Raw genomic sequence first — 12,421 nt, forward strand, 5'->3', positions numbered from 1 at the left:
TTTTACACTTTCTGAAACGGCTGAAACTATAGACAAGTTAGAGGACGGAACCTTTATAGTTACTACAAATAAAGGAACAAAACACCACGCCAAAGCCATTGCAATTGCCGGCGGATTGGGAACTTTTGAACCCAGAAAACCCGAAATTGACAGGATTAGTTTCTATGAAGAAAAAGGGGTAGAATATTTTGTAAAAGACCCAGAACTTTTTAGAGATAAAAAAATTGTCATTGCTGGTGGAGGTGATTCCGCGTTAGATTGGAGTATTTTTTTAGCCGATGTTGCTTCAAAAGTTACCTTAATTCACAGAAGAAATGAATTTCGTGGCGCATTGGACTCAGTTGAAAAACTTCAGGAATATAAAAAATTAGGTTACGTAAATTTAATTACACCAGCAGAAGTTGTTTCGCTTCACGGGGAAGACCATTTGAATGCCATAACTATTTATAAAGAGGGCAATCAAGAAACCATTGAAACCGATTATTTTATTCCACTTTTTGGATTAACGCCAAAACTTGGCGCTATTGCTCATTGGGGATTGGAAATAGAAAAAAATGCCATCAAAGTCAATAATGCTTTAGATTATCAAACCAATATACCAGGTATTTATGCTATTGGCGATGTAAATACCTATCCAGGAAAGTTGAAACTAATTTTATGTGGTTTCCATGAAGCTACTTTGATGTGTCAAAGTGTGTATCAACGATTAAATCCAGGAAAGAAATATGTTTTAAAATACACTACAGTTTCTGGTGTAGATGGATTTGACGGGACACGAAAAGAAGCCGAAAAAGCGGTTGTAAAAGCGATAGACTAATGCCACAAGATATCACCATAAAAATTACTGACCGCGAAGGCATTACTCACGAAATTCAAGCACCAACAGACATGAACTTAAACGTCATGGAAGTTATTAGAATGTATGAATTAGCCGAAGAAGGAACTATCGGCATTTGTGGTGGAATGGCACTATGTGCTTCTTGTCAATGTTACGTTTTAAACGATGTAATTTCACTAGAACGCAATGATGATGAAGAAGCCATGCTATCGGAAGCGTATCACGTAAAAGAAAATTCCCGCTTGGGTTGTCAAATTTCAATTACCCATGACATTGATGGGTTGGAAATAGAAATTGCACCGGAACAGTAATAGTAAGCGAGATTAAATTCTCGCTTTTTTTGTAACAAAATTTTAACACTTACGTATAAAAGAATATCTCACTTAATTAAATGGGATCGCTTTTAATGGATCAAAACACCTATTCTCCGGGATTACATAAATTAATCACACTTCAAGTAGATGAGGTAGATTTGCTAACAAACAGTAATACTTTCATTGATTTTTCAGAAAAGATTATTCAAGATTTTGAACTTGAAAAAGTTGGAATAATTACCCACAATTTTGAAAATAAAAGTTTTACCATTGCTATTTGTTTAAAAGAATCTCATATTTGTATTCATACTTGGCCTGAATTTAGGCAGCTTACGTTGGATGTTTACTTGTGCAATTATTTACAAGATAACACTCAAAAAGTAAAAAGTATTACCAATGAGTTTGTAACCTTTTTTAAGGCAATTGTTTTAAAAGATTTTGAAATTAATAGATAAATTTGAGTATGGATTTTTCTTGCTATCATTGTAATACGGTTACCAAACTTGATGTAAAAATTGAGGTTTCGTATTTTTCCTGCCCAAATTGTGCAACTATTTACAGTAGAAATGATTCTAATGATTTTGTTTTCAAAGAAAGATACAAAAAAGTTGATTATAACAATGCCTTTTCTATTGGCCAAAAAGCAGAATTTCATGGAAGTGTATTTACAATCATTGGTTTTTTGGTTAAAAGCGGTGATTACAATATCAGATGGATTGAATATGTGTTGCAAAATGATAAAAAAGAATTTTTATATCTTTCAGAATCATCTGGAAATTTTATACTCTTAGAACAAATTGAGTTTGAAAAAAAAGTAGGTAATCATCCATTAACCGTTGATTATTTGGATAAAACCTATGATAGATTTGATTATTCCTATCCAAAACTTGATTATGCGGCTGGCTTTTTTGATTTTAATATTTTGAACAATGCAGAATTGATCGAATATATAAATCCACCACTTATTCTATCATTTGAAAAATTTGGACAAGAACAAACCGCGTTTTACGGTAAACATATTTCGAGAAGTGCTATAAAAAAAGCATTCAATACAACCGCAATAACATTAAAATCAGAGATTGGAATGGTTGAACCTTTCTTTATTAATGTTAGAAATTTGGTCTTGACCTTTTGTGCAGTGGGCTTTTTAATCATTATTACCCATTGGTATCTAAATCAGGATAGAATAGAACAGGAGGTTTTAAATAGTTCAATTCCATTTGAAAATTATACTTCAAAAGATTTTGTGAGTCCATCATTTGAGTTAAAAGGGAGTTCAGCACCATTGCAGATCGCGGTTTCGTCTAATGTAGATAATTCATGGGCAAATGTTCAAATAGCTTTAATAAACGAAAATACTAACGAAGAAATTTATGCCTCAAAAGATGTCGAGTATTATCACGGATACACTGATGGCGAAAATTGGGTAGAGGGAAGTACTTCTGAAGATTTTAATATTTGTGGCGTTGGAGCAGGAAAATATCATTTAACGATTACACCGTCAAAAGCGCCAGAGGATTTCTCTAACAGTCTTATTTCAGTTAAAGCAAATTGGAATGTGCCGTCCAATAGAAACATATACATGGTATTTATTTTTATGGCAATTGTTGCCGTCGGAACGTACTATTGGTCCAAATATTTTGAAAATAAAAGATGGGGTGACTATTAAAAATTGAATATGGAGAAAGTATCAAATTTTATCAAAGAAAATTATTTAGCGCTTTTAATTGGTTTGTGTTTCTATGGAATATTTGTTTATTACACAACACAAGGAAATAGACTATGCGACTGTGAGTCAACAGAAAATTATAAACCCACAAATTCAGGACATAGTACTGTAAATCGTTTTTATCATAAATAATAAAAAAAAATAGAATATCATGAATATATCACAACTTGTTATCAACTCATTAGTGTTTTCTGCTGTTGGAATTGCAATACTTTTTATTGCATATTTTATTATTGAAAAAATTACACCAGAAAATACTTGGAAAAAAATTACTCAAGAAAATAATGTTGCTGTTGCCATCGTTTTTGCAGCCTTAATTATTGGAATCTCAATGATTATTAGTGCAGCAATTCATGGGTAATAAATTCTTAAAGTTTGAATATTTATTACTTTTTGCTGTTTTTACCATCGCCACTTGCGGATTAGTTTATGAATTAGTCGCAGGTACCTTGGCGAGTTATTTATTGGGCGATTCGGTAAAACAATTTTCTTTCATCATTGGAGTGTATCTCTTTTCGATGGGAATTGGGTCGTATTTTTCAAAATTTATTACCAAAAATCTACTCAATACTTTTGTGGAAATAGAAATTCTAGTCGGATTAATTGGTGGATTGAGTTCGGTTATTCTTTTTCTATTATTTGAAACCGCTTTTGCCTTTCAATTTATTCTTTATTTGTTAGTTTTCATCACAGGATGTCTTGTCGGATTGGAAATTCCGTTACTGATGAACATTCTTAAAGATAAAGTAGCATTCAAAGATTTGGTTTCCAATGTTTTTACTTTTGACTATATCGGCGCTTTATTAGCATCCATTCTTTTTCCGTTAATTTTAGTTCCAAAACTCGGAATTATAGGAACATCTTTATTCTTCGGAATGATTAATATTTCTATTGCTATTGTACTTTGTTATTTATTAAAATCAGAATTAAAAAAGGTAAAATTACTTCGAGCAAAAGCCATTTTTTCTTTTCTAGTTTTATTGGTTACTTTCTTTTTCTCCGAAAATATCCTGTCCTATTCTGAAGGTAAATTGTATGGAGAGAACATCATTTATACCAATTCAACTCAATACCAACGTATCGTTTTAACCCACAATAAAAGCGATTACCGATTATACTTAAACAACAATCTCCAATTCAGTTCTGCCGACGAGTATCGCTATCACGAAGCTTTGGTTCATCCAGCAATGTCAATGGCTAAAAAAGTTGATAATGTACTAGTTCTAGGTGGTGGAGATGGTTTGGCGGTTCGAGAAATTCTAAAATACAAAGATGTAAAAAAAGTCACTTTGGTCGATTTGGATGAAGGAATGACCAAGTTGTTCAAAACCAATCAGGTATTGGTCGATTTCAATAAAAATGCTTTGAATAACTCTAAAGTTACAGTGTATAACAAAGACGCTTACATTTGGGCAAAAGAAACGAAAGAGAAATTTGATGTCGTAATTATTGATTTTCCTGATCCTTCCAATTATAGTTTGGGTAAATTGTATTCGTTGAATTTTTACAGCACAATGCAACAACTACTTTCGCCTGATGCTGTTGTGGTAATTCAAACGACTTCGCCCTATTTCGCTCCAAAATCATTTTGGTGTATCAACAAGACTGTGATGCAAGTTTTTCCTCAAATTGATGCTTATCATGCTTATGTTCCATCGTTTGGCGAATGGGGTTTTACTATTGCAATAAATGGTTTTGGAACCAATTTTAACAAAGTCAATAGAACTGTTGACGGATTGCGTTTTTACAATTATCAGTTTGAAAAATTCAATTATTTTTCCAATGATATGATTTCAAAAGACATTAAAATTAATCGATTAGATAACCAAGTTTTAGTACGCTATTTCGATGAAGAATGGGGAAAATTATAGTAGTTCGAGAAGGAATTTCTTTAAGTTTTTAGGAGCAACTTTACTGATTGTTCCGCTTCTCGATGCTTGTAAAGAAAAAGTAATTTCGCTTTTAATTCGGCTATCAGGAACCAATCATATTTTAGGACATAAACTTCGAGTTAAGAATTTTCCAAAACCATCTAAGCAAATTTCTATTCCGTATTTAATTATTGGTGGCGGAATAACAGGTTTGTCTGCTGCAAGACAGCTTTCTAAAAAAGGAATTTCCGAATTTTTGTTGGTCGAATTAGAAAATAATTTGGGTGGAAATTCTTCCAATGGTGAAAATCAGTATTCGAAATTTCCTCTTGGCGCACATTATTTGCCTTTGCCAAACCAGGAAGATAAAGAGTTACTCCAATTTCTCGAAGAAGAAAAAATTATTTTAGGTTATGATGAAAAAGGTTTTCCAAAATTTGATGAAACGCAACTAACGTTTTCACCAGACGAACGATTATTTTACAAAAACAATTGGCAAGAAGGAATTGTTCCAAAAGTTGGAAATTCAGCAGAGGAAGACGCAGAATTACTTCGATTTTTTTCGATGATGGATGATTTTAGAACCAAAAAAGATGACTTTGGTTTGTATTGGTTCAATATTCCGATGGCTTTATCTTCTCAAAATGATGCCGTTAAAAGTTTGGATAAACTAACTATGAAAGAATGGTTAGAGCAACAAAATTTTAAATCAAATCCGCTTTTGGTTTATGTAGATTATTGTTGCAGAGATGATTTTGGTTTAGGAATTGAATTCGTTTCTGCTTATGCCGGAATTCATTATTTTGCTGCGAGAAAACAAAACAGTACGCAAGATAAAAATGATAACGTTTTAACTTGGCCTGAAGGTAATGCAAGACTTACGCATCATTTAAAAAAATATTCCAAAGGAAAAACACTGCAAAATCATTTGGTTTACGAAGTGAAAACCGAAAATGGTAAAGCAGTAGCCTTGGTTTTTGATGATAAAACAAAAACTTCTATTGAGATTATTGCCGATAAAATTATTATGGCAACACCGCAATTTGTAAATCAATATTTGTTTAAAGACAGAAAAGAATTAACCAAAGATTTTCATTATGCGCCTTGGCTTTTGGCAACATTAGTAGTTTCTGATTTAACCGATAATTTTAGTTTTCCATTGTGCTGGGATAATGTGGCTCATGGCTCGAAAGGATTGGGTTATATTTTCGATCAACACCAGTCGTTGCAACAAATTCAGGATAAAAAAGTGATTACGTATTATTTTAGTTTTTCATCATCAGATTGTGGAAAAAGCAGGAGAGATATTTATAAAAAGCCAAAAGAATATTGGAAAAATTTAGTGTTTGAAGATTTAAAAATTTCACACCCAAATATTGAAGAAGTGACAGAAAGTATAGATATTCATCTTTTAGGACATGGCATGATTAGCCCAAAAAAGGGATTTTTATTTGGCGAAAGTAAACAAAAAGCAATGCAATCTATTGATTACAAAATCTATTTTGCACATTCCGATTTATCGGGAATATCTATTTTTGAAGAAGCATTTCATCAAGGAGTTAATGTTGTAAACAAAATAATCTAAATGGTACAACCTTGGATACATAAAGCCAAAACGGATGGTGTTTTTATACTTGCTCCTTCATTTATTGTTTTAGCGATTGTTTTGTTATTTCAAAATTGGTTAATTGAAATCGAAGAAAGTTATTCGTTTTATACTTGGCTGTTTTTAATTGTTTTTATTGATGTGGCTCATGTTTATTCCACATTATTTAAAACCTATTTTGTTGTTTCAGAATTTCAAAGAAGAAAACAATTGTACATTGGATTGCCTATTTTTTGCTTTTTAATTGGGTTCATTTTATTTTTATTTGGTAGTCAGGTATTTTGGTCGGTATTGTCTTATGTGGCTGTTTTTCATTTTATTCGTCAGCAATATGGTTTTATGCGTTTGTACTCTAGAAATGAAGATAAAACCTTTGCCTGGATTGACAATTTAATCATTTATTCTGCTACAATTTATCCCATGTTGTATTGGTTTTTATCTGCAAAACGAAAGTTCAATTGGTTTGTAGAAAATGAATTTATTAAATATGAAAACCCAATATTGTTAAAAATTCTTACATGGATTTATTTTACAATAGTATTATTTTACTTCGTTAGAACCGTTTATGTTTCAGTAAAATCATACTATTTTAATATTCCAAAAAATGCTATTATTATAGGCACTATGCTTTCTTGGTATTATGGAATTGTTTACTTTAATAACGATTTAGTTTTTACATTATTAAACGTTGTCTCTCATGGAATTCCCTATATGGCTTTGATTTATTTGAACGAAATTGAGAAAAAAACTAATGAAGATTTAGGATTTTTAAGCATACTAAAGCAATATAAAGGTGTATTTATTTTTGTAATAATTCTATTGATTATAGCTTTTTCAGAAGAATTTTTATGGGAGATTTTAGTTTGGAACGAACAATTTTCAATGACAACGTTTGATTTTTCAAATTGGCAATTTATACTCGTTCCTTTGTTAACCATTCCCCAGTTTACGCATTATTTATTGGATGGATTTATTTGGAAGTCAAAAAAATAATCATTTTACAACCCCAAAACTATTCTCGCCTTCGGCAAAATCCTTTCCACAAACTTTGTATAAGTAATGGTTGAAGGGTGCAGACCATCTGATGCAACCAAATTTGGCTGTTGCAAACCCAATCTTGTAATATCGGTAATGTTGATAAAAGTTATATTGTTAGCAAGACAGTAGTTTTGAGCAAATGCGTTATAATTATCTAATTGACTTGAAATAGATGCATTTCCATTTCCAAAAGGCGTATACGCATAATCTGGAATCGATACAACAATGACATTGTTTTTATCGCCTTTGGCTTTTTGAATGGCAATACTTACTAACTCCGGGAATTCTTGTTCATACACACTAAACGGTTTGTTTTGATACTGATTATTGACCCCAATTAAAAGTGTAACCAAATCAAAATCGTTTGTTGGATTTTGAGTGGCTATAGCCGTTTTTAAATTGGTAGTGGTCCAACCGGTTTGCGCAATAACTTGGGTTTGAAACGTGTCGTTTGCAGTAATGTGTTTTTTTATACTATCCTGCAATTGTATAGGAAAGCGACAGGTTTGGCATACACTTTCTCCAATAGTGTAACTGTCTCCTAAAGCAAGGTATTTATAATTTTTAGGATGAATGATTTCAGTATATGAATCGTTCTCTGAGCTACAACTCACCACCAATAAAGCAAAAAGGATAAAACCTACTTTAAATAAAACTTTCATAGTTAAGCTAATGCTAAGCTAGCTTGGATTTTTTCTTCAATGGCATCCCAAAGTCCAATTCTTTTTTCGAGTGCTAAAATCGAAACTTCTTCAACATCATTCCACTTTTGAATATCGTCTTGACAAAGTTCGGTAATCATTTGCATCGCCATTGGACCGTGTTCATCCGCATCCAATTCGATGTGTCTTTCAAAATAATAAATTAGTTTTGATAAATCGGTCTCTGGAAAGTTTTGCTGGAAATTTTTCAAAATTTCGGTAAACATATTCGGAATTAAATCTTCTCTTCCAAACGTGAAACAAGCAGCAATCTTATGGGTTTTACCTTCTTCGATAACACGGAAAGTAAAGTCTAGGAATGCTTTTATTTTAGGGTGTAAACTACTTTGTTTAATGGCAATAAAAACATTTTTCGTATCAATTACATTTTTAAGAAAAGCATCAACTTCGTCTGTGTTTGCACCACAATAGTTCATGGCATCCACATACATTTCAAAATGACTTAGACGTTTTCCGTCCAGTGTCAAATCGCTTTCCTCTGCCAACACAATTTCGTTTATTAAGTACCTTGTTTCCGGATTTGATGAGGCAAACCAGGGTGTTGTCGTGCAGGTCAACTTACTTTGTAATGCTTTCAATAATGACATAAAATCCCATACGGCATAGACATGACATTCTAAAAACTGATGTAAATCTTCGATGGTTTTTACTTTTTCGTAAAGCGGATGTTTCAGTAAGGTTTCTTTTTGAGACTGAATTTTTGAGTTGATTTCAGTTATGTTCATAGCGCTATTGATTGTTGAACAAATGTAAAAATGCTTCTCCAAATAGAGAAGCATTTTATAGCATTTTTATCTATTGTTTAATCTTATTTAAAAGCAGGAATTCCTGTAATGTCAGCACCGGTAATTAATAAGTGAATATCGTGAGTTCCTTCATACGTTATCACGCTTTCCAAATTCATACTGTGACGCATAATAGAATATTCGCCAGTAATTCCCATTCCGCCAAGTATTTGTCTTGCTTCACGGGCAATGTGAATGGCCATTTCAACATTATTTCTTTTTGCCATTGAGATTTGAGCGGTTGTCGCTTTTCCTTCGTTACGCAAAACGCCTAACCTCCAAGTTAACAATTGTGCTTTAGTGATTTCCGTAATCATTTCAGCTAATTTCTTTTGTTGCAATTGAAAACTTGCAATGGGTTTATCAAACTGAATTCGTTCTTTCGCATAACGCAACGCTGTGTCATAACAATCCATCGCTGCACCTATCGCACCCCAAGCGATCCCGTAACGCGCCGAATCCAAACATTGCATTGGTGCGCCTAATCCTGATTTTCCTGGCATCAAATTTTCTTTGGGAACTTTCACGTTATTAAAAACTAATTCTCCTGTAGATGAAGCACGAAGCGACCATTTATTATGGGTTTCAGGAGTAGTAAATCCTTCCATGCCTCTTTCTACAATCAATCCGTGAATTCTTCCTTCTTCATTTTTTGCCCAAACTACTGCAATATCAGCAAAAGGGGCATTCGAAATCCACATTTTAGCACCATTCAACAAATAATGGTCACCCATATCTTTATAGTTTGTAGTCATTCCGCCTGGATTAGAGCCATGATCGGGTTCGGTCAAACCAAAACATCCCATAAACTCACCTGTGGATAGCTTTGGCAAGTATTTTTTGCGTTGTTCTTCGGTTCCGAATTTCCAAATAGGATACATCACCAAAGACGATTGTACTGATGACGTAGAACGCACACCCGAGTCTCCTCTTTCAATTTCTTGCATGATCAAACCATAAGCTATTTGGTCTAAGCCAGCGCCGCCATATTCTACTGGAATATAAGGGCCAAATCCACCAATTTCTCCCAAACCTTTTATGATTTGTTTCGGAAATTCGGCACGTTGTGCATAGTCTTCAATGATTGGAGAAACTTCACGTTTTACCCAAGCGCGGGCAGAATCACGCACTAATTTGTGTTCTTCGGTTAGCAAATCATCCAACAAATAATAATCTGGAGCTTGAAATAAATCTGGTTTCATAAGAATGTATATTGTATCATGTAAACTGTATAGTGTTTTTACGAAAACGTTTGCAAAGTTATGAAAACAAATTTGAGATTTTGTTCAACAATTGTTATTTTTTGGAGCTGATTCCAGCTATCCGTTCCAATCTTTTTATTGCTTTTCACCTTTTTTTCACCTTTCAAGAAAATTTTATAAAAGCAATAAAAAGGATTTCCGCTGCTATCTGGGCTAGGGTTGTTAAAACTACCTCCCCAGTTTTTTGAACTCTTCGTTTTTTGAAATAAGAAAACCCATTGTTTCTAGCGGGTTTCCGTTTTTCATTATCTCCCTGTAAGTTATGCCATTTTCACAATACGCCATAAACAAATCAAGTTCCTCAGGTTTAAGATTTAGTTTGATATAGAAAAATTCTTTTAGGTCAAAAATAGAGAGAGCATATTCTTTAAAAGAAGCAAATTTTGGTGTTCCTTCTTTGTCTTTCTTTTTGTTTGACTTGAATATTTTCTTAAAAAGTCCAACAAAATCAACACCATAAGGCATTTCTCCTGTGTAAACACCTAGAACTTTTGGACTGTTTTCAAATTTTGCAATTTTGGCCATTCTTATTTCTTCGGGCGAAACTTTAATGCTAATTTTTTCTACTTTATTAATAGTAACTTCGTCAAGTTCAATAGGTTTTTTGCTTAAATTTATAATAAACTTTTCAAGTTTAAAATCCTCTTTAGTAAGTGAGATTTTAATGTCATAATAATCATTAGATAATACAAAAAGTTCATCGCCAACTTTCGCTTCAATACTAAAGTTCCCTTGGCTGTCAGTTGTGCTACTTTTTTTGGAGATGAGGTTAACCACATCGATTTTCTCCAAAGCTATTTCGTTACAAACTACTGTGCCATTGATGGTTTTCTGTGGCTGAGCAAAACAGTACAAAAAAGTGAAAAGTAAAAAGGATAAAAGTAGTTTTAGTTTCAAGTGAAATCAGTTTTAGGTTATGCCGACCTAAAAGTATCCTATTCAAGTAATGCTAAATGGTAAAGGATTGTTAATTGTGATTTCTTTTACATTTTCAAATAAAAGTCCTGACATAAAGCAATATACTCTTTGGTATACTGATGTCGAGAGGTTTCGATAATGAGTAAATCAGTAACTATTTTTTCCTTTTTTGAATGTGAAAAAGCTAAAAGACTGCGCTTTATTTCAGAAGTCGGAGTGCCTTTTACATGCGTTACCTTTATAGGATATAGTTCGGCTTCCGCACATAAATCAATAAATTTTTCTTCTTCTTTAAACGGAATGATAACACCAAAAATTCCATTTTCAGAAAGTAAAAGTGATGCCGCCTCTACCAAATCGTTAAAAGGCAAAGCGTCTTGAAAACGCGCCAAATCTCTCTGGGAATTATCGGTTTTATAATTTTCGGAAAAAAACGGAGGGTTTGAAATGATCAAATCGTATACTTGATCTTCCATTTCTTCAACAAATTCATCCAAAGCGGCGTGATAGCAGTAAAGACGGTCGTTCCAAGGTGAATTCTCAAAATTTTCGACGCATTGTTCAAAGGCATTTTCGTCAATTTCAATAGCGTCGATTTGTTCAGCATTACTGCGTTGTGCCAACATCAAAGACAAAACACCAGTTCCAGCACCAATATCCAAAACCGAAAAAGGTCCCGAAGCTTCGGGATTATCAATTGGACACCAAGCACCAAGTAAAACACTATCAGTACCAATTTTCATGGCACAACGGTCTTGGTTGACGTTAAATTGTTTGAATGAAAATTGAATCAAAATTCCAATAATTAAAATTCCAAATTCCAATAATTTGAAACCAGGATTAGTTAGATGTTTTTGAAATTATAGTTGAAAGTATCTTTCTTAATTCCTCAACTTCATAAATTAAATTTTCAGAAAGAACTAGAAACTCAGGGTTTAACTCGTGTAGTAATCGAAGCCAATATTTTGATTCTTTCGCTTCTTTTCTTGCAATTTTCAATCGAAAAGTTAAGTCTTTATCTCCAAGCTTTTCATTTGCTTCTATATAATTAGCCCCAACCGAACCTGATGATCGGATTAATTGTTTTCCGTCTTCAATATTTGAAATAGTTTTTGGCAATTTTTGGACATAAAGCCGACATTCTTTGGCAAACAAATAAGTTCTATCTTCTAAATCATATGGTCTTTCCATAAAATTGGAATTAGGAATTTTAATTATTGGAATTTCACTAAAGATACATTTCAACAAGCCCTTTTGGCAAATCCATAATCACCTTTTTATTCTTTCGGTCTATTTCGACTAAGAAATGGTCAATCATCGGGATAAGTAGTTCGACAT

At 32.9% G+C, this 12,421-nt stretch carries 15 protein-coding genes; 9 read left to right on the forward strand and 6 right to left on the reverse strand.

Features of this window, described 5'->3' with window-relative positions; all coding sequences use genetic code 11:
• The 9 genes from ACK5ON_RS07850 to ACK5ON_RS07890 form a co-directional block, all read left to right on the forward strand.
• Positions 1 to 817, forward strand: an 817-nt coding sequence (locus tag ACK5ON_RS07850) for an NAD(P)/FAD-dependent oxidoreductase (protein WP_409821444.1), incomplete at its 5' end; no start/stop codon positions are given.
• Entirely contained in the window at positions 817 to 1,149 is a 333-nt protein-coding gene (locus ACK5ON_RS07855; protein WP_409821446.1) for a ferredoxin, read from the forward strand. The genes ACK5ON_RS07850 and ACK5ON_RS07855, both read left to right, overlap by 1 nt.
• Before the next feature lie 80 nt (positions 1,150 to 1,229).
• Positions 1,230 to 1,607, forward strand: a complete 378-nt coding sequence (locus ACK5ON_RS07860; protein ID WP_409821448.1) for an S-adenosylmethionine decarboxylase family protein — start codon at positions 1,230 to 1,232, stop codon at positions 1,605 to 1,607.
• An 8-nt stretch (positions 1,608 to 1,615) separates the two neighbouring features.
• Positions 1,616 to 2,821 (forward strand): DUF4178 domain-containing protein, encoded by a 1,206-nt coding sequence (locus tag ACK5ON_RS07865; protein WP_409821450.1) that lies wholly within the window; start codon positions 1,616 to 1,618, stop codon positions 2,819 to 2,821.
• 9 nt (positions 2,822 to 2,830) lie between these two features.
• Positions 2,831 to 3,013, forward strand: a complete 183-nt coding sequence (locus ACK5ON_RS07870; protein ID WP_409821452.1) for a hypothetical protein — start codon at positions 2,831 to 2,833, stop codon at positions 3,011 to 3,013.
• A 19-nt stretch (positions 3,014 to 3,032) separates the two neighbouring features.
• Positions 3,033 to 3,242 carry a DUF350 domain-containing protein gene (locus tag ACK5ON_RS07875; RefSeq protein WP_187655996.1) on the forward strand — a complete coding sequence of 70 codons (210 nt, stop codon included), beginning with the start codon at positions 3,033 to 3,035 and terminating at the stop codon, positions 3,240 to 3,242.
• Positions 3,235 to 4,752, forward strand: coding sequence for a polyamine aminopropyltransferase (locus tag ACK5ON_RS07880; protein ID WP_409821454.1), 1,518 nt, complete (start codon positions 3,235 to 3,237; stop codon positions 4,750 to 4,752). The genes ACK5ON_RS07875 and ACK5ON_RS07880 overlap by 8 nt, the downstream gene beginning before the upstream one ends.
• Positions 4,730 to 6,337, forward strand: a complete 1,608-nt coding sequence (locus ACK5ON_RS07885; RefSeq protein ID WP_409821456.1) for an FAD-dependent oxidoreductase — start codon at positions 4,730 to 4,732, stop codon at positions 6,335 to 6,337. Before ACK5ON_RS07880 ends, ACK5ON_RS07885 begins: the two co-directional genes overlap by 23 nt.
• Positions 6,338 to 7,351 carry a hypothetical protein gene (locus ACK5ON_RS07890; protein ID WP_409821458.1) on the forward strand — a complete coding sequence of 338 codons (1,014 nt, stop codon included), beginning with the start codon at positions 6,338 to 6,340 and terminating at the stop codon, positions 7,349 to 7,351.
• 5 nt (positions 7,352 to 7,356) lie between these two features.
• Here ACK5ON_RS07890 and ACK5ON_RS07895 read toward each other — a convergent pair whose 3' ends face one another.
• The 6 genes from ACK5ON_RS07895 to ACK5ON_RS07920 form a co-directional block, all read right to left on the reverse strand.
• Positions 7,357 to 8,058: an SGNH/GDSL hydrolase family protein gene (locus ACK5ON_RS07895; RefSeq protein ID WP_409821460.1), complete on the reverse strand. Its 702-nt coding sequence runs from the start codon at positions 8,056 to 8,058 to the stop codon at positions 7,357 to 7,359.
• A gap of 2 nt (positions 8,059 to 8,060) precedes the next feature.
• Positions 8,061 to 8,843, reverse strand: a complete 783-nt coding sequence (locus tag ACK5ON_RS07900; RefSeq protein WP_409821462.1) for a DUF3050 domain-containing protein — start codon at positions 8,841 to 8,843, stop codon at positions 8,061 to 8,063.
• 83 nt (positions 8,844 to 8,926) lie between these two features.
• Positions 8,927 to 10,105, reverse strand: a complete 1,179-nt coding sequence (locus tag ACK5ON_RS07905; RefSeq protein ID WP_396173573.1) for an acyl-CoA dehydrogenase family protein — start codon at positions 10,103 to 10,105, stop codon at positions 8,927 to 8,929.
• Positions 10,106 to 10,333: 228 nt separating this feature from the next.
• The gene (locus tag ACK5ON_RS07910; RefSeq protein WP_409821465.1) at positions 10,334 to 11,062 is read right to left on the reverse strand and encodes a hypothetical protein; all 729 of its coding nucleotides are present in this window, start codon (positions 11,060 to 11,062) and stop codon (positions 10,334 to 10,336) included.
• An 86-nt stretch (positions 11,063 to 11,148) separates the two neighbouring features.
• Positions 11,149 to 11,826 carry a tRNA1(Val) (adenine(37)-N6)-methyltransferase gene (locus ACK5ON_RS07915; protein ID WP_409821467.1) on the reverse strand — a complete coding sequence of 226 codons (678 nt, stop codon included), beginning with the start codon at positions 11,824 to 11,826 and terminating at the stop codon, positions 11,149 to 11,151.
• A 97-nt stretch (positions 11,827 to 11,923) separates the two neighbouring features.
• A complete protein-coding gene (locus tag ACK5ON_RS07920; RefSeq protein WP_396173578.1) occupies positions 11,924 to 12,274 on the reverse strand; it encodes a four helix bundle protein in 351 nt (116 codons plus the stop codon).
• Between the last annotated feature and the right edge of the window lie 147 nt (positions 12,275 to 12,421).

Source organism: Flavobacterium sp., from assembly GCF_046317795.1.
In the GTDB taxonomy this organism is placed as follows: domain Bacteria; phylum Bacteroidota; class Bacteroidia; order Flavobacteriales; family Flavobacteriaceae; genus Flavobacterium.